This window comes from Sulfuritalea sp. (genome assembly GCF_017302275.1).
Classification (GTDB): Bacteria; Pseudomonadota; Gammaproteobacteria; order Burkholderiales; family Rhodocyclaceae; genus Sulfuritalea.
Genome location: NZ_JAFLDR010000062.1, coordinates 1 through 16872, shown reverse-complemented (window position 1 = coordinate 16872; position 16872 = coordinate 1). Strand labels below are relative to the sequence as shown.

Below are 16872 nucleotides of genomic sequence, written 5' to 3'. Positions count from 1 at the left end.
CCTTCAATCGCTTCTTTGTTGCGTCGCTTAACCGCTTTTGTGCCATGACAACATTCTCCAATATCACCATTGGAGATACAACGTTTCAGATGATCAAAAGTTGTCCTGTTTTACGGAAATATCAATAGTCGGTAGAATGCCGCCTCCCACATTCGACACAAACCCATGATCGACATCTACACCGACGGCGCCTGCAGCGGCAATCCCGGCCCCGGTGGCTGGGGCGCCATCCTGCGCCATGGCGACACCGAGAAGGAGTTGTTCGGCGGCGAAGGCCTGACCACCAACAATCGCATGGAAATGACGGCGGTGATCGAAGCCTTGCGCGCGCTCAAGCAACCCGCGGCGGCGCGCGTGCATACCGATTCGCAGTACGTGCAGAAGGGCATCAGCGAATGGATCCACGGCTGGAAGCGGCGCGGCTGGAAGACCGCCGCCAGGGAGCCGGTGAAGAACGAGGACCTCTGGCGTGAACTGGATCGCCTCGCCGCGCAGCATCGCATCGAATGGATCTGGGTCAAGGGCCATGCCGGCCACGTCGAGAACGAGCGCGCCGACGTGCTGGCGCGACGTGGCGTCGAACTGGCGCGCAAGGGAAACTGAGTTGCGCAAGGTTATCCTCGATACCGAAACCACCGGCCTGGATTTCCGCACCGGCGACCGCGTGGTCGAGATCGGCTGCGTCGAGCTGATGGGGCGGCAGATCACCGGCCAGCGCTTTCACGCCTATCTCAATCCGGGCCGCCCCGTTGCCGATTCGGAACGGATCCACGGACTGTCCGATGAATTCCTTGCCGACAAGCCGGGCTTCGCCGAGGTCGCCGCCGAGTTCGCCGCCTTCGTGCGCGGCGCCGAACTGGTGATCCACAACGCGGCCTTCGACGTCGGCTTCCTCGACAACGAACTGGGCCTGCTCAAGTACGAGCCGATCGCGCAACTGTGCAGCGCCGTGACCGACACTTTGCGCATGGCGCGCGAAATGCGTCCGGGCAAGAAGAACAACCTCAACGCGCTGTGTGCCGAGTTCGGCGTGGACAATTCCGGCCGCCAGTTGCATGGCGCGCTGCTCGATGCCGAACTGCTGGCCGAGGTTTACCTGGCCATGACGCGCGGCCAGAATTCGCTGGAGATTGCCTTTGATGCACCCCGGCCGGTGCGCGGCGCCGCACTGGAGCGGTCGCGCCTGCCGTTGCGGGTTCTCGAAGCCAGTGCCGCGGAACTCGCCGAACATGCGCGCGTGCTCGGCGAGATCGCCAGGGAGTGCAGGGGCACTCCGCTGTGGGCGGCCCTGGAAGCCGGCCCGGCCGAGTGATCCGCGGGCATCACGCGGGCTTGTGCCAGGGGCCGGCGTCGGTCACGGCTGTGCCGGGCGCCTGTCAGCCGAAGCCAGCCATTTGAGGATCGTGGCGTAGAGGTTGCCCGGATTGAAGGGCTTGGCGATGAAGTCGTCCATGCCGGCCGCAAGGCAGCGTTCCCGATCCTCGGAAAAGGCGTTGGCGGTGATCGCCACGATGGGAATCCGATGCGCAGTCTCGCTTGTGCGAATCAGGCGCGTGGCATCCAGGCCGCCCATGACCGGCATCTGCATGTCCATCAGGATCAAGGCGTAGTTTCCCTTTGCGGCCAGGGTGACGGCGATCTCCCCGTCCTCGGCGGAATCGGTTTCCAGGCCAGCCTGGCCGAGCAGCAGGGCGGCGATCTCGCGGTTCAGCGGGTCGTCCTCGACCAGCAGGATGCGGCGGCCGGCGAAGCGTTGGCGCAGCTCGTTCTCGGCGCTCCCGGCGGTCGGCGCGACGGGCGCCGCGACCGTCGCCCCGGCGCGTCGCAGGCGGGCCGTGAACCAGAAGGTGCTGCCTATCCCCGGTTCGCTGTCGACCCCGGCGTCGCCGCCCATGAGCTGCGCCAGGCGCCGCGTGATGGCCAGCCCGAGTCCGGTTCCACCGTAGCGCCGGGTGGTCGAGTTGTCGGCCTGCTCGAACACCGAGAACAAGCGTGCACAGGCCTCGGGGTCGATGCCGATGCCGGTATCCTGGACTTCGAAGCGCACCCGCACCGCGTCATCGGCTTCGTCGGTCACGCGCAGGCGCACCGAGACCGAGCCCTGCTCGGTGAACTTCAGGGCGTTGGTCACGTAATTGAGCAGGGCCTGGCGCAGGCGGGTCGGGTCGCCAAGCAACTGCTGGCGGGGCGGGCGTTCGGTGATCGCCAGGTGCAGATGCTTTTCGCTGGCCCGTTCATGCAGCATGGCCACGATCCTGTCGGCGATCTCGGTGACATCGACCGCGGACTCCTCGAGATAGAACTTGCCGGCCTCGATCTTCGAGATGTCGAGAATGTCGTTGATCACGTCGAGCAGGTGCTCGCCGGCGGTTTCGATCTTTTCCAGGCGATCGGCCTGCGCCGGGGTCACGCCGGCCCGGCGCAGCAAACTGGTCATGCCCAGGATGGCGTTCATCGGCGTGCGGATCTCGTGGCTCATGTTGGCGAGAAAGGCGCTCTTGGCCACGCTGGCGGCTTCCGCGGCGCGGGTCGTTTCGGCCAGTGCGGCGGTGCGGACGCGCACCTGCTCCTCGAGGTGGTCGCGGTGGCGCGCCAGTTCGGCGGCGATGGCCTTCTTTTCGGTGATGTCCTGGATCACCCCGAACACCACGCGCTCGTCCCTGTCGAACACGGCCTGGGAATGGATGTCGCGGATTTCGCCATTGTCGGCGCGGCGGATGCGGAATTCGATGTCGTAGGGAGCATCGCGCTCGATCAGGTCCCTCAGTGAGGCGTCGAGGCGGGCTCGTTCATCGGGCAGGGGGATGCTCTTGACCGCGTCGAAACCAAGCTGGGTCGCGTCGATGCCGTACAGGCGCGCCGCGCCTTCCGAGGCGATCATGACGCCGGTGTCGAGATGGAGCTCCCAGTTGCCCGAGGCCGAGGCCAGCTCGGCGCGCTTGAGCCGGGTCTCGCTGGCGCGTATCGCCTGCTCGGCAAGTTCGCGCTCGGTGACGTCGGTGTAAGTGGTGACGAAGCCGCCGCCCGGCAGGGGATTGCCGACCACCTCGATGCGTCGCCCGTTGGGCCGCAGGCGCGTGAAGCGGTGGGGCTGCATCTCTTTCGCCAGGGCAAGCAGCTCGCGCACCTTGCTGTCGACGTCGCAGGGCCCGTAGTCGCCGCGTTCCGCGTTGTAGCGGACAAATGCCTCGAAGGACGCGCCGCTGCGCGCCATCTCGACCGGGAAGTCGAGCACCTCGCAGAACTTGTCGTTCATCGCCGTCATGTGCAGGCTTTCGTCGACCACGCTGATGCCCTGCGACATGTTGTCGAGCGTTGCCTGCAGCACCTTGTTCTTGTTCGATATCTCGCGTTCGCTCGCCTTCTCCGCCGTGATGTCGCGCGAGGTTCCGTGGTAACCAAGAAAGCGGCCCTCCTCGTCGTGGCGCGGCGTGCCGCGGGAGTGGATCCATCGCTCGCGACCATTGAGGTCTTGCATGACATAGGTGATTTCGAAATCCTCCCGCCTGTCAAGCCGGCGCCTGTGGTCCGCCCATTGCTCGGGCGTCAATCCGTCGGGGCTGAGCTCCCAGCGGGTTTTGCCCACGGCCCGATCCACCGGCATGGGCAAGCCGCGCTCGCTGACTTCCGAGCCGCTGATGTCAATGAAGCGGCCCTGGGTATCCTGTTCCCAGAACCAGTCCGACGACAGCTCCGCCATGATCTTGAAACGCTGCTCGCTGCGCCGCAGGTCGCGCGTCATGCGCCGGGCCAGGCGCTCGGCCGCCCCGCGTGCCCGCCCCAGCACCAGGTAGAGCGCGGCCAGCAGCAGGCTGATCAGCATGCCGCCGACCGCCACCAGTGCCGGTTCGGTGTCCGGCGGGCCGGATGGCCAGCCCTTGCCGGCGGTCAGCCGTATCTCCCACAGCCGGTCGCCGACCGGGACGATGGCGGCCGCCGTCGGGGCGTTGCCCGGCTTGGCGCCGGATTCGCAGCGCCGTGCAATCGGCCGCAGGCGCGGCTCCGGTGCGGATGCCCTGGCGGAGGCCGAGGTCGCGTCGTGGCTCAGGTCCGTGACGGCGATGCACAGGCCGTCGAGATACGATGCGGCGAAAACGTCGCTCAAGATCGTTCCGGCATCGAGCGAGATGCCGGCCAGGCCGACGAAGGCGGCGCGTCGCTGGTCGACATTGCCCACCGGCGCGCCACGGCGGTACACCGGCGCGCGCATCACCAGGCCGATGTCCCCGCTGTTGGCCTGGATCAACTGGAACGGTGCGGTGAGCGAGATGCGGCCGGAATCGCGCGTGGCAAGGAAGGACTCGCGATTCACCGGCTGGCTCAGGGCGTCGAGGCCGAAGGCGCGGCGGTTGGCTTCGAAAGGCTCGATGAACTCGATAACGTAATGCTCGCTGCCGCCGGTCGCGGGATGGATGTCGAAGTCCGGATAGCCCCGCCCATTGAGGCTCCTGTCGCTGCGCACGCGGGCAACGAAGGCGGCGCGTTCGTCGGCGCCCAGCCGCCGCGTGAAGTGCATCGCGCGCACGCCCGGGGTGCGCAGGTGGGTGACCAGGTTTTCATGGTAGCGCCGGAACTCGCCGCGGTCGATGTGTTGCGAGGCCAGAAACAGCCCCTGCAGGCCCACCACCAGACTGCGCAATTCGTCGAGCCGGCGCTGCATGTCGGTCTGTAGCTAGGAGAAACTGGCGTCGAAGCGCAGGCGCTCCGCCGCCTGGCGCTGCAGGGTCGCATGGTGCCAGTAGGCCAGGCTGGCGACGCAGCCGATCACCAGCACCAGGGCGGCGGTGACGAAAGGCATCCGCACCGCCTGACCCAACCGCGTCAGCAGGTCGGGCGCGGTGCCAGCGCTGTTTACGACGGTGGATGACTCTCCACTCATGATTTTCCCTATCTCCTCCCCAAGCCTTCATTATGCGCCGGGCCGCCCCGCCCCGGCGCCACCGCTTGGCCGGGAATCCTCGCTTGAGGCAGAATCGCAGCTTTCCGGTTCGCGAAAGCCGCCGCCATGCGCATCGCCGTTCTGATCCACCTGCTGGGTGTCATCGTCTGGGTCGGCGGCATGTTCTTCGCCCATGTCTGCCTGCGCCCGGTGGCCGCCGAGCAATTGCCGCCGCCGCAGCGCCTGCCCCTGCTGGCCGCCGTCCTCGGGCGCTTTTTTCGTGCCGTGACGGTTGCCGTCGTCGCGATCCTGGTTACCGGCTTCTGGCGCTTCGGCGAACTGGCGGGGTCGTCGATCCCCTGGCACTGGCATGCCATGGCCACGACTGGAATGCTGATGGCGGCGATCTATGCGGCGATCCTGTTGCGCTTTTATCCCAGGCTCAAGGCGGCGGTCGCCGCGCAGGACTGGCCGGCGGGCGGCGCGGCGATGAACGCGATCCGGACGCTGGTGCTGGTCAATCTGAACCTCGGCGTGCTGACCGTCGTCGTGGCGCTGCTGGGCTCATGAAGCCCGATCCGGCGGGACTCGCCCACCGCTTTCGGCAACTGCTGCCCAAGGCCTTGCCCTGGCTGATCCTGCTGGGCGGGGTCCTGCTCTCGCTGGGAATCTGGCAGACCTCGCAGAAACGGAACGAAATCGCGGCGCGTGTCGATTTCGAGCATATTTTCGATCGCGTCGAGGAAAGCCTCGACCGCCGCATCGAAGCCAATATCCAGGTGCTGCGCGGCGTCGAAGGCTTGTTCGATTCGCGCCGGGACGTCACGCGCGGCGAGTTTCGCGCCTACGTCGCCGCCATGCGTCTCGATCGACACTTTCCGGGCATCCAGGGAGTCGGCTTTTCCAGACTGATCCGGCCCGGGGAAAAAGCCGCGCATGTTCGCGCCGTGCGCGCCGAGGGCTTTCCGGACTACGCATTGAAGCCGGGGGGCGAGCGCGACCTGTACAGTTCCATCGTCTATCTCGAGCCCTTCGACTGGCGCAACCAGAGGGCCTTCGGTTACGACATGTATTCCGAGCCGGTCCGGCGGCAGGCCATGGACGGCGCCCGCGACAGCGGCGAAGCAAGATTGTCCGGCAAGGTTACGCTGGTCCAGGAAACCGACGCCGACGTCCAGGCCGGCGTGCTGCTCTACCTGCCGGTATACGTTGCTTCCGGAAAGTTCGCCCCGCCAGGCGAGCGGCGCGCGGAGTTGATCGGCTGGGCCTATTCCCCCTTGCGCATGAGCAACCTGATGAACGGCTTGCTGCAACGCGAGCACCCGGAGCTGGAGGGGCATGTCGCCTTGGCGATATACGACGGCGCCCAAGCCGCCACCGACGCGCTGTTGTTCGATTCCAGGCCGGGCGTCGCCGCCGGCGACCTGGTGTCGACGCGCCGCGTCAAACTGGCCGGACAGACCTGGACGGTGACGATGCGCGCACTCGCGGGCTTCGGCGCCAATGGCCATGTCGCCAGGGAACGCACGCTGCTGGTCGCGCAACTGCTCGTCACCTGGCTGGTCGCGATCCTGGCCAGCGTGCTGATCCGCGCGCGCGGGAGGGACGGCATCGTCATGCGGCAATTGGCGCAAGCCCATCGCGAAACCGAGAATGAGCGTCGGCGCTTGCAGTCGATATTCGATGCGTCGAGCGTGGCGATCTTCTTCGTCGATGCCCGGGGCGTGATCACCCAGGCCAACAAGCGCATGGCGGAAATGTTCGGGTGTACGGTGGAAGCGCTGCAAGGCGCGGAGTATGTCTCGCTGATCCACCCCTCGGAACGCGAGATCGGGCGCGAAAGGATGCTGGCGCTGCTGGCCAGCAACATCGACGCCGTCGACCTGGAGCGCAAGTACTGGCGTGCCGACCACGGCGAATTCTGGGGCCACCTGACCGGCCGGCGCCATGCGGCGACGGAGGATGACGCCGGCGGCCTGATCGGCGTGATCTCCGACATCACGCCGCGCCGGCGGGCCGAGCAGGCCCAGCGCGAGAGCGAGGACCGCTACCACCTGATCGCGGAAAACAGCAGCGACGTGATCTGGCTGATGGACCTCGCCAGCATGCGCTTCACCTATGTCAGCCCATCCGTGGCGCACATGCGCGGCTGGACGCCCGATGAGGTCATGGCCCAGCCCCTGGAAGCCGCCGTGACGCCGGATTCGGCCGCCCGCATCGGCACGGGCCTGCGGGAGCGCCTGCACCGCCTTGGCGCCGGCGACGAAACCGCGCGTTTTGCCTTGACCGAGGTCGATCAGCCGTGCAAGGACGGACGCATCATCCATACCGAAGTGGTGACCACGGTACTGGTCGATGCCAATGGCAAGCCGGCGCAGTTGCTGGGCATCACCCGCGACATCACCGAACGGAAACTGGCCGAGGCCGAGCTCGACCGGCATCGCAACCATCTCGAAGAACTGGTCGAGTCGCGCACCGAGGATCTGGCAAGGGCGCTGGACGCGGCGGAAGCCGCCAGCCGCGCCAAGAGCGTGTTCCTCGCCAACATGAGCCACGAACTGCGCACGCCGATGAACGGCATCATGGGCATGACCAGCCTGGCGCTGCGCCGCGCCAGCGATCCGAAACTGGTCGAGCAGCTCGAAAAGAGCATGAACTCGGCGCGCCACCTGCTGGCGCTGATCGACAACATTCTCGATATCGCCAACTTCGAGGCCGGCCGCGTGGAACTGTCGGAGCGCCATTTTTCATTGGCGAAGCTGGTCGATGAACTGCTGGAGATGCACGAGCCGGCCGCGCGCGCCAAGGCGCTTGGCCTGACGGCGGAAATCGCCCCGGAGCTGCCCGACGACCTGGTCGGCGACAGTGCCCGCCTGAAGCAGATCCTGCTCAACATCCTCGGCAATGCCGTGAAGTTTTCCGAGCGCGGCGAGATTTGTCTTCGGGTGAGCCCGACCACCGTCGATGCCGCCGGCGTGGGCCTGAGTTTCGAGGTCAGCGACCAGGGAGTCGGTTTCGACGCCGAGGTGCGTGGCCGCCTGTTCGAGCTGTTCAGCCAGGGCGACGAGGCCTCGACGCGCGAACATGGGGGCGTCGGCCTGGGCCTGGTGATCGCCCGCCGTATCGCGCGCCTGATGGGTGGCGACATCGAAGTCGCCAGCGAAGCCGGCGTCGGCAGCCGCTTCCGCGTCACGGTGCGCCTGCGCCGGGCCTGAAGCGGGTGTCGCTCAGGCGTCGGGAACCACCACGATCTTGCCCTTGACCTGGCGATTGGCGATGGCGGCGAGTGCGTCGCGCGCCGCGTCGAGGGTATAGCGTTCGCTGACCACCGGGCGGATCTTGCCGGCGGCGAACCAGTCGTTGAGCTGGCGCAGGTTGGCCAGATGCCCGGCCGGGTCGTGCTTGGTCGAGTCGCCCCAATACACGCCGACCAGCGAGCGCTCCTTGAGCAGGGCGAGGTTGAGCGGAATCTTCGGTATCTCGCCGGCGGCAAAGCCGATGATCAGCAGCCGCCCGCGCCAGGCCAGGGCGCGCACCGCCGGCTCGGTGTAAGGGCCGCCGACCGGGTCGTAGACCACGTCGGCGCCCTTGCCCCCGGTCAGCTCGTTGATGCGGTCCCGCAGGTGCATTGGGTTTTCGGTGCTGTAATTCACCGTCTCGTCAGCGCCGACTTTGCGGCACAGCGCCAGCTTGTCGTCCGACGATGCGGCGGCGATCACTCGCGCGCCCATGGCCTTGCCGATCTCGATCGCCGAGATGCCGACACCGCCGGCGGCCCCCAGCACTACCAGGGTTTCGCCCGGCTGCAGGTGGCCGCAATCCTTCAGCGCGTGCAGCGAGGTGCAGTAAGTCAGCACCAGCGCCGCGCCGGAATCGAAATCCATGCCGGCGGGCAGCGGCAGCACGCGGTGGGCTTCGGCCAGGCATTCCTCGGCGAAGCCGCCGGTGCTGGTCAGGGCGATGACGCGATCGCCCGGCTTGCACTGGGTCACTTCGGCGCCGAATGTCTTGACCACGCCGGCGATTTCGGCGCCCGGCGTAAACGGCAGCGGCGGCTTGACCTGGTAAAGGCCCTGCACCATCAGCGCATCGGGAAAATTCACCGCGGCCGATTTGACCTCGATCAGCACCTGCTTCGGCCCCGGCACGGGGGAGGGGATGTCCTTCACGACCAGATTGGCGATCGGGCCATAGGCTTCGCAGACGAGAGCTTTCATTGGGGGCGTCCTGTTGTCGTAATGGGTGCTTCAGGGCAACTGCGTGGGATTGCGCAGATTCATGATGTCGTCCATGCGCAACTGGATGGCATTGTTGATCTTGCGGTGCGGGATGACGTAGAAGCGCTCTTCCATGACGGCGGCGAAGACTTCATTCGCCATGTCGGCGGCGGTGAGGCGCCCCGACTTCACGGCGCTCGCCATGCGCTGCTCGTAGGCGGCGGAAAGTCCCGCCGCCGGGCTGGCCTCGCCGAAGCGTTCCTGCCGGTTGCGCCCCGACTCGTGGATCGCCGTCGGCACCCAGGCCGGGCAGAGCACCGAAACGCCAACTTTTGCCCTGGCCGCAAGCAGCTCGCCGTACAGGGTTTCGGACAGCGTGACGACGCCATGCTTGGCGACGTTGTAGGCGGCCATGCCGGGCGTCGACAACAGGCCGGCGACCGAGGAGGTATTCACCAGATGGCCGCCCTCGGCTTGCTGCAGCATGCGCGGAACGAAATGCTGGATGCCGTGAATCACGCTCCAGAGGTCGACGCCCAGTACCCAGTTCCAGTCCGCCGTGCTGAGTTCCCAACTGACGCGGGTGAGGCCGACGCCGGCGTTGTTGCACAGCAGGTGCACGCCACCGAAGCGGGCGAAGGCGGCGTCGGCCAGCGCCTTGACTTCGTCCTCGCGGCTGACGTCGGTGCGTTGCGCGAGGATGCGGCCGGCATCGATGCCGAGGCTCGCTGCAGCGGCGTCGAGCTTCGTCGCTTCGATGTCGGCCAGCACCAGGTTCATGCCTTCGGCGGCGGCGCGGCGCGCCAGTTCGAGGCCGATGCCGCTGGCGGCGCCGGTGATCACTGCGGTGCGTCCGCGAAATTCCTTCATGTCTGCTTCCTTGTCGTTGGGGTTCGTTTGGGTGCGCATTTGGGTGCAGTGGGGCGCAGGCCGATCATGCGGTAGAGCGTGCCGGTCAGTCGCGCGACGAGTTCTTCGGGTGGCAGCCGGCCGTCGGGGCGATACCAGGTGTACATGAAGCCGACCACGCCGCCCATGGCCTTGGCGGTGACGGCGGCATCCTCGAAATCGAGGCGGCCCTCGCGCCGGCCCGCCTCCATCAGCGCGGCCAGGTCGGCGTAGAAGTCATTGGCGAGGCGGCGCAGCTCGGCGCGAAACTCGGGCCGCAGCGAGGCGGTGACGCGAAAGGCCAGGGCGCTGGCGCGAAAGTGGGCGACGCAGGCCGCGACCCAGCGCTGCAGGCCCTCGGCCAGTTTTTCCTCCGCCGCCCGCCGATCGTCGGCGGGGAACTTCATGGTCGTCAGGCAGGCCAGCGAGGCGCGCCAGGCCAGGGTCTCGACGATCTCCTGCTTGTCCTTGAAGTAGTAATAGACGTAAGGCTTGGTGACACCGAGTTCGGCGCAGAGCATGTCCATGGTGGTGCCGACCAGGCCGTTGCGGTAGAACAGATCCTCGGCCGCCGTCAGGATGCGCTCGCGCTTGTCCACGCCGTTGGCTGCCGCGGGGCGCATCGGGGCAGCGGAATCCTGGCGGCGACGGATGGCGGGCATCGATGAGTGGTGGCGGGGCGGGCGCAGGTCGATGGAAAGCGATTATACTGATCGGTAGAAGAAATTATACCCGTCGGTATGAAAATATGGTCACGGCAGGGAGAGAGATGAGCCGCAGTCGCAGCAAGGATGCCGGGATCGAAACCCTGAGCGGGGTGGACGGCGCCTTCCTCAACCTCGAAACCGAGGCGACGCCGATGCACGTCGGCTCGTTGCACCTGTTTGAAACGCCGCCGGGCTACCGGGGCGATTTCCACGAATCGGTACGGCACATGATGCAAAGCCGCATGGTGCCGGTGCTGCAGCGCCGCCTCGCGGCCCTGCCGCTGCAACTGGCCAACCCGGTCTGGGTGCAGGACGCGGTCGATTTCGATTACCACATCCGCCGCGTCAAACTGCCCCGGCCCGGCACCTGGCCCCAGCTCGAAGCCGCGGTGGCCGATCTGCACGCGCAGCTGCTCGACCGTTCGCGACCGCTGTGGATGCTCTACGTGCTCGAAGGCCTCGCCAGCGGCGAGAAGGCCTATTACTTCAAGGTGCATCACGCCATGCTCGACGGCCAGGCTGGCGTCGCTCTGGCCGGCGCTCTGTTCAGCACCTCGCCCGAGCCCTTGCCGCCGGCGAGGCGCGGTGCGCGCAAGAAGCCCGTCTCGCCCGAGCAACCCGGCACCCTGGCGTTGGCGGCCGCCGCCTTCCGCCACGATGCCGCGCAATACGTCAAGCTGGTGCGCGAGCTGCCCGGTGTTGTGCGGACGCTGGCAGGGATCGTCAAAGGCTCCGCTGCCAAGGCGCGCGGCGCGGCGCAGGCGGCGGAGGCCGCCAGCCTCGCCGAACTCAGGCGCAGCGCCTCCTTCGGCCCGCGCACGGTGTTCAATGTCGCCATCACGCCGGGGCGCGGCTTTGCCACGGCAACCATTCCGCGCGCCGAGCTCAAGGCCGTCGCCGCCGCCCTCGATGCCACGGTCAATGACGTGGTGATGACGCTGTGCAGCGGCGCGTTGCGGCGCTGGCTCAAGCGCAACAGCTCGGTGCCGAGGAAGCCGCTGATCGCCTCGATGCCGATTTCGCTGCGCGAGCAGGGCAACACCGAGATGCGCACCCAGGCCACGCTGAGCCTGGTGAACCTCGCCAGCAACATCGCCGACCCGGTCAAGCGCCTGCAGGCGATCCGCGATTCCTCGGGCGCCACCAAGGCCGTGGCGCGGCAGGCCAAATCGGTGATTCCCACCGACATCCCGCTGCTCGGCGTGCCCTGGCTGCTGGGCGCCCTGGCGCATCTCTACGGTCGCAGCAGCGTGGTCGACACGCTGCCGATCCTGGCCAACGTGCTGATCTCCAACGTGCCGGGGCCGCCCGTGCCGCTCTATGTCGATGGCCTGCGCATGACCGGCTACTGGCCGCTGTCCATCGTCGAGCATGGCGTCGGCGTGAACATCACGCTGCTGAGCTATTCCGGAAACCTCTGCTTCGGCTTCGTCGTGGCGAAGAACGCCGTGCCCGAGGCCGGCGAACTGGCCGCGGATTTCATGGCGGCGCATGCCGAGCTCAAAAACGCCGTGTGTTCCACGGCCGGCTTTGCACAGCCGGCCGGCTACGCGGGCACGGAGCAGTGCTCCGCGAAACCCCCGCTTCGCCCAGCGCCGACTCCTGCAACGGCGCGGACGCGCCGCAAGCGCGCGGGGAGCTGACCATGCCCAACCGCCGCCCCGTCGTCCGCCACGGCCACGTCGGCCGCCCGCGCGCGCTGCATTCGCTGATCGAGCCGCGCGCGCTGCTGGAAATGGCGCTGCTGCCGGCCTCGCTGCCGCTGCTGGCCGAGGCGCCGCGCGGCGATGGCCATCCGGTGCTGCTGATGCCGGGCTTCATGGCCGACGAAAAGTCGCTGATCGCCTTGAAGCTCTTCCTGCAGCGCAAGGGCTACGACGTGCACACCTGGGGTCTGGGCCGCAACCTGGGCTTTCGCAGCAAGCACGCCAGCGCGCTGCCGCAGAAGATCCGCTACCTGCACCACGTCACCGGGCGCAAGGTCAGCCTGGTCGGCTGGAGCCTGGGCGGCGTGTTTTCGCTCTACGGCGCGCAGAACACGCTCGACTGCGTGCGCTCCATCATCACCCTGGGCAGCCCGGTCAGCGTCGACGCCGCCGGCAGCCAGTCGCCGCCGACGGTGCGCGCCCTCTACCGGCTGGTCTCGCACCGCCTCGGGCCCGCCGCCCACGTCATGCAGCCGCGCGCCAAGACGCTGCGCGAGCAGCACCGGCTGGCGATCCCCACCAGTTGCCTGTATTCGCTGGGCGACGGCGTGGTGCCGCCGCAGGAGGCGACCATCGACGGCGACCCGACCCTGCACGAAAACATCCGCGTCCCCGGCAGCCACCTCGGCCTCGGCTTCAACGGCATCGTGCTGGCCATCGTCGCCGACCGCCTGGCGCAGCCCGAAGGCGCCTGGCAGCCCTTCGCCCCCAAGGGCCTGCTGGCCCGCGTCTGGCGTGCCACCGCCGGCCGCGGCGAGCCCGGCCTGCCTTCCGCTGCCTGACCCCATGGCTGCGACAGCCACCCTCAAGTCATGAAACACTCACATCTTCGCTCCGGCCTGGGCGAGCAAACTCGGCCCGCCCCCCTTCTCCCCCCTCGCGGGGGGTTCCCAATCGGCTCGCTACGCTCGATATCAGCAGCGACCGGGGCTGTTGTTTCACACTGAGCTTCCGACCGCCCATGCGCCAACTCAGCGAAAACGACGCCGCCTACATCTACTCGGACAGCGCCCACGCCAATTCCAACGTCACGCTGCTGCACATCTACGACCAGTCGACGGCCAAGGGCGGCATGGTGCGCTTCAAGCAGATCCTGAGCCATGTCGAAAGCCGCCTCGGGCGCCTGCCGGTATTTCGCCAGAAGCTGCTGCGCGTGCCGCTCGACCTCGACTATCCCTACTGGGTCGAGGACGAGAGCTTCGACATCGAATACCACGTGCGCCACATCGCCCTGCCCAAGCCCGGCGACTGGCGCCAGTTCTGCATCCAGGCGGCGCGCATCCACGCCCGGCCGCTGGACCAGCAGCGCCCGCTGTGGGAGATGTACGTGATCGAAGGCCTCGACAGCTTCCTCGACCTGCCGGTGGGCAGCTTCGCCGTGTTGCTGAAGATCCACCATTCGGCCATCGACGTCTCGAAGCGCAACGAGATCACCGCGCTGCTGCACGACGTCTCGCCCGATTCGCCGCCACCGGCGCCGCCCGAGCCCTGGTTCCCCGAGGCTGCGCCGGGCAATTTCGGCCTGCTTTGGCGGGCCGGTTTCCATGCCGCGACCCTGCCGCTGCGCCTGGCCCAGCCGCTGGCAAAGAGCTGGACCACGCTGAAGGCGGCGACCACCACCTTCCTCGGCGAGTTCCTCGGCCGGCCTCAGGAATTCCCCCTGACCCGCTTCAACAGCGAGGTCTCGCCGCATCGGGTGTTCGAGACACGGCGCTTTCCGCTGGCGGACTTCAAGGCGCTGCGCGGTCTTGCCCCCGGCGCCACGGTCAATGACGTGGTGCTGGCGGTCTGCGCCGGCGGCCTGCGCCGCTACCTCGACCTGCACGGCGAGCTCCCCGACGAAAGCCTGGTCGCCGCCGTGCCCATCGCCCTGCGCGGCGAAGAAGATGCGGTGTTCTCCTGGGTGCGCATGGAGCTGGGCACCGACATCGCCGACCCGGCAGCGCGCCTGGCGGCAATCCGCGACCTGGCGGCGTCTTCCGAAGTGATGGCCGAGGCGGTCAGCGCCCGCGAACTCGCCGAGCTGGCGCAGCAGGCGCCCTCGGCGGCGATCGCCGCCACCAGCAAGATGCTGCGCTCGACCTCGGCCCTGCTCGGCCAATGGACGCCGCTGGCCAACTGCGCGATCGCCAACGTCCCCGGCCCGCGGGTGCCGCTCTACCTGCAGGGTGCGCGCCTGAGCTATCTTTCCGCGATCATGCCGGTTGCCGATGGCATGGGCCTGGTGTTCTCGGTGACCAGCTACAGCGACATGCTGATCGTTTCCTTCACCGCGTGCTACGAGCAGTTGCCCGATCCCGAACTGCTGGCGCAATGCCTGCGCGACAGCTTCCAGGAATACCTGGCGCTGGCGCAGTCGCCGGCCAAGCGCAAACCGAAGCTGGCGGTGGTGGCGTCACCGAAAAGCAAGCCTGCTGAAGCGCAGACCAAGGCGCCGCGCCGCAAGCCGGCGGTGCGCGCGGTGAAATGAATCCGCACATCGAGCACGAATCGCTGGGCGATCCGTCGCATCCCGCCATCGTGCTGATCATGGGCCTCGGCATGCAGCTCCTGGCCTGGCCCGACAGCTTCTGCAACGCGCTGGTCGCCCGCGGCTTCCGCGTGATCCGCTTCGACAACCGCGACGTCGGCCTTTCCGGGCGCACGCCGGGACGCAAGCGGCCGAACCTGGTGCTGGCGATGGCCGCCGCCACGCTGCACCTGCCGGTGCGCAGCCCCTACACGCTGGAGGACATGGCCGGCGACACGATAGGCCTGATGGACCGCCTCGGCATCGCCCGCGCCCACATCGTCGGCGCCTCGATGGGCGGCATGATCGCGCAAGTGCTGGCGGCGAAGTTCCCGCAGCGCGTGCTGAGCCTGACCTCCATCATGTCCACCTCGGGCAACCGCAAGCTCTCCAGGCCGAGCAAGGCTGCCGGCAAGGCGCTGCTGGCGCGTCCCGCCGATCCGAACGACCCCGAGGTGGTGATCGAACACCTGGTGCATACCTTCGGCATCATCGGCAGCCCCGGCTTTCCGTCGACGCGCGAGGAGATGCGCCACCGCATCGGCCGCGCCGTGCGCCGCGCCTATGACCCGCCGGGCGTCGCGCGCCAGTTGGTCGCGGTGATCGCGGCCGGCGACCGGCGCAAGCAACTCAAGGAGATCAAGGCGCCGACATTGGTGATCCACGGCGCGGACGATCCGCTGGTACCGCTGGCCGCCGGGCGCGACACGGCGGCGCACATCCCCGGCGCGCACCTTGAGGTGATCGAGGGCATGGGCCACGACTTTCCCGAGGCGCTGATGCCGCGCCTGGCGGCGCTGATTGCCGACCATTGTGCGCGGGTTGCGCCGTAGCGGCGTAGCGCCGGCGCCGACTTTCAGTCCTCGGCCGGCGCTGTCTTGCGGTAGAGTGCGGGCAAACGGCGGCCGCGATGGCAAAAGCCGCTCCACGCACGGGAGGCATCATGAAAGACATCACCTGGAGCAAGATCCTCGCCGTCGGCGTCGAGGAAATCGACGATGACCACCGCAAGCTGGTGGGCATCTTCAATGAACTCAATCGCGCCGTGCGGGCCGGCGAATCCGCCGACTATCGCGCGGCAACCCTGACCGAACTGATCAATTGTACGGTCTGGCATTTCAGCCACGAGGACCGGTTGATGATCAAGCACCGCTATCCCGAAATCGACCAGCACCGGAATGCCCACCGCGAGCTGATCGCGGCGGCGCAGGAGCTGCAGGCGAAGCTGGCGCAAGCCGACACGGCCGTGGCCAACGCCGAGATCGAATTCCTCGAGCGCTGGCTGACCGAGCACATCCTCACCGCCGACCAGCGCCTGGGTTCCTTCCTGGCCCAGGCGATGTAGCTCGTGCGCGGTCGACCCTTGCCGGAAGGCGAGTCGCGGCGCGGCTGCGCGCCATGACGCGGGTCGGCCTCTACTTCGGCATCGTCCAGTTCCTCTTCGTCAGTTGCTGGACGGTCTACGTCATCTACCTGCCGCAGTTGCTGGCGCAGGCGGGCATCGAGAAGAAGTGGGTGATCTGGGTGCTGATGGCCGACCAGCTGATTTTCACCCTGATGGACTTTTCGCTGGGCGTGGCGGCCGACAAGGTGACGGGTCGCCTGCGCCGCCTCGGGCCCTGGCTTTTGGGCGCCACGGTGGTCTCCGGGCTGGCCTTCCTGCTGCTGCCGCACCTCGCCCCGGCCGGCGCGCCGGCCCTGCTGGCGGGGGCCGTCGTGGTATGGGCGGTGACCTCATCGGCCTTGCGCGCGCCGCCGATGATGCTGCTCGGCAAATACGTGCCGCCGGCCGGCGTGCCCTGGGTGTCAACCTTGAGCCTGGTGGGGCTCGGCATCGCCGGCGCCGCCGCGCCCTACCTGACGCTGGGTCTGCGCGGCGTCGATCCGCGCTTGCCCTTCGCCCTGGCCTCGCTGGCCCTGGTCGCCGCCGTCGGTGGCATGCTCTGGGCCGAGAAGCATCTCGCCG

15 protein-coding genes are annotated in these 16872 nt (G+C 67.7%); 10 read left to right on the top strand and 5 right to left on the bottom strand.

Translation table 11 applies throughout. From position 1 onward, the window contains the following. The first annotated feature begins 165 nt into the window (after positions 1 to 165). Together rnhA and dnaQ are read left to right on the top strand one after the other, a co-directional pair. Complete coding sequence (gene rnhA, locus J0M27_RS20235) at positions 166 to 603, top strand: ribonuclease HI (protein WP_294996197.1); 438 nt, start codon at positions 166 to 168, stop codon at positions 601 to 603. A gap of 1 nt (position 604) precedes the next feature. Continuing rightward, complete coding sequence (gene dnaQ, locus J0M27_RS20230) at positions 605 to 1312, top strand: DNA polymerase III subunit epsilon (RefSeq protein WP_294996194.1); 708 nt, start codon at positions 605 to 607, stop codon at positions 1310 to 1312. A 42-nt stretch (positions 1313 to 1354) separates the two neighbouring features. Here dnaQ and J0M27_RS20225 read toward each other — a convergent pair whose 3' ends face one another. Beyond that, on the bottom strand, positions 1355 to 4660 hold the full coding sequence (locus tag J0M27_RS20225) for a CHASE domain-containing protein (protein ID WP_294996191.1): 3306 nt from the start codon (positions 4658 to 4660) through the stop codon (positions 1355 to 1357). A 12-nt stretch (positions 4661 to 4672) separates the two neighbouring features. Further along, positions 4673 to 4879 carry a hypothetical protein gene (locus J0M27_RS20220; RefSeq protein ID WP_294996188.1) on the bottom strand — a complete coding sequence of 69 codons (207 nt, stop codon included), beginning with the start codon at positions 4877 to 4879 and terminating at the stop codon, positions 4673 to 4675. Between the two features lie 126 nt (positions 4880 to 5005). On the opposite strand from J0M27_RS20220, the gene J0M27_RS20215 reads away from it, so the two are divergent. Then, positions 5006 to 5449, top strand: coding sequence for a DUF4149 domain-containing protein (locus tag J0M27_RS20215; RefSeq protein WP_294996185.1), 444 nt, complete (start codon positions 5006 to 5008; stop codon positions 5447 to 5449). Beyond that, a complete protein-coding gene (locus J0M27_RS20210) occupies positions 5446 to 8094 on the top strand; it encodes a CHASE domain-containing protein (protein ID WP_294996182.1) in 2649 nt (882 codons plus the stop codon). The genes J0M27_RS20215 and J0M27_RS20210 overlap by 4 nt, the downstream gene beginning before the upstream one ends. A gap of 12 nt (positions 8095 to 8106) precedes the next feature. Here the strand turns inward: J0M27_RS20210 and J0M27_RS20205 are convergent, their stop codons facing one another. From J0M27_RS20205 to J0M27_RS20195, 3 genes are read right to left on the bottom strand one after another with little or no spacing between them, the layout of a single operon-like run. Next, positions 8107 to 9096, bottom strand: coding sequence for an NADPH:quinone oxidoreductase family protein (locus J0M27_RS20205; RefSeq protein WP_294996179.1), 990 nt, complete (start codon positions 9094 to 9096; stop codon positions 8107 to 8109). A gap of 30 nt (positions 9097 to 9126) precedes the next feature. Continuing rightward, positions 9127 to 9966, bottom strand: a complete 840-nt coding sequence (locus J0M27_RS20200; protein WP_294996176.1) for an SDR family NAD(P)-dependent oxidoreductase — start codon at positions 9964 to 9966, stop codon at positions 9127 to 9129. Continuing rightward, a complete protein-coding gene (locus J0M27_RS20195; protein WP_294996173.1) occupies positions 9963 to 10607 on the bottom strand; it encodes a TetR/AcrR family transcriptional regulator in 645 nt (214 codons plus the stop codon). The genes J0M27_RS20200 and J0M27_RS20195 overlap by 4 nt, the downstream gene beginning before the upstream one ends. A gap of 146 nt (positions 10608 to 10753) precedes the next feature. On the opposite strand from J0M27_RS20195, the gene J0M27_RS20190 reads away from it, so the two are divergent. The 6 genes from J0M27_RS20190 to J0M27_RS20165 all read left to right on the top strand — a co-directional run. Further along, positions 10754 to 12334 (top strand): wax ester/triacylglycerol synthase family O-acyltransferase, encoded by a 1581-nt coding sequence (locus J0M27_RS20190; RefSeq protein WP_294996170.1) that lies wholly within the window; start codon positions 10754 to 10756, stop codon positions 12332 to 12334. Between the two features lie 2 nt (positions 12335 to 12336). Then, positions 12337 to 13179 (top strand): hypothetical protein, encoded by an 843-nt coding sequence (locus J0M27_RS20185; protein ID WP_294996167.1) that lies wholly within the window; start codon positions 12337 to 12339, stop codon positions 13177 to 13179. Positions 13180 to 13358: 179 nt separating this feature from the next. After that, positions 13359 to 14867, top strand: a complete 1509-nt coding sequence (locus J0M27_RS20180) for a wax ester/triacylglycerol synthase family O-acyltransferase (RefSeq protein WP_294996164.1) — start codon at positions 13359 to 13361, stop codon at positions 14865 to 14867. Continuing rightward, entirely contained in the window at positions 14864 to 15739 is an 876-nt protein-coding gene (locus tag J0M27_RS20175; protein ID WP_294996161.1) for an alpha/beta fold hydrolase, read from the top strand. Before J0M27_RS20180 ends, J0M27_RS20175 begins: the two co-directional genes overlap by 4 nt. Positions 15740 to 15849: 110 nt before the next feature. Next, positions 15850 to 16251, top strand: a complete 402-nt coding sequence (locus J0M27_RS20170) for a bacteriohemerythrin (RefSeq protein ID WP_294996158.1) — start codon at positions 15850 to 15852, stop codon at positions 16249 to 16251. A 53-nt stretch (positions 16252 to 16304) separates the two neighbouring features. Next, on the top strand, positions 16305 to 16872 hold a 568-nt coding region (locus J0M27_RS20165; protein ID WP_294996155.1), incomplete at its 3' end, for a hypothetical protein.

Coding starts and splice junctions, on each gene's coding strand:
- rnhA (WP_294996197.1), top strand. CDS start 166: ATGATCGACATCTACACCGACGGCGCCTGCAGCGGCAATCCCGGCCCC.
- J0M27_RS20225 (WP_294996191.1), bottom strand. CDS start 4,660: ATGCAGCGCCGGCTCGACGAATTGCGCAGTCTGGTGGTGGGCCTGCAG.
- J0M27_RS20220 (WP_294996188.1), bottom strand. CDS start 4,879: ATGAGTGGAGAGTCATCCACCGTCGTAAACAGCGCTGGCACCGCGCCC.
- J0M27_RS20215 (WP_294996185.1), top strand. CDS start 5,006: ATGCGCATCGCCGTTCTGATCCACCTGCTGGGTGTCATCGTCTGGGTC.
- J0M27_RS20210 (WP_294996182.1), top strand. CDS start 5,446: ATGAAGCCCGATCCGGCGGGACTCGCCCACCGCTTTCGGCAACTGCTG.
- J0M27_RS20205 (WP_294996179.1), bottom strand. CDS start 9,096: ATGAAAGCTCTCGTCTGCGAAGCCTATGGCCCGATCGCCAATCTGGTC.
- J0M27_RS20200 (WP_294996176.1), bottom strand. CDS start 9,966: ATGAAGGAATTTCGCGGACGCACCGCAGTGATCACCGGCGCCGCCAGC.
- J0M27_RS20195 (WP_294996173.1), bottom strand. CDS start 10,607: ATGCGCCCCGCGGCAGCCAACGGCGTGGACAAGCGCGAGCGCATCCTG.
- J0M27_RS20190 (WP_294996170.1), top strand. CDS start 10,754: ATGAGCCGCAGTCGCAGCAAGGATGCCGGGATCGAAACCCTGAGCGGG.
- J0M27_RS20185 (WP_294996167.1), top strand. CDS start 12,337: ATGCCCAACCGCCGCCCCGTCGTCCGCCACGGCCACGTCGGCCGCCCG.
- J0M27_RS20180 (WP_294996164.1), top strand. CDS start 13,359: ATGCGCCAACTCAGCGAAAACGACGCCGCCTACATCTACTCGGACAGC.
- J0M27_RS20175 (WP_294996161.1), top strand. CDS start 14,864: ATGAATCCGCACATCGAGCACGAATCGCTGGGCGATCCGTCGCATCCC.
- J0M27_RS20170 (WP_294996158.1), top strand. CDS start 15,850: ATGAAAGACATCACCTGGAGCAAGATCCTCGCCGTCGGCGTCGAGGAA.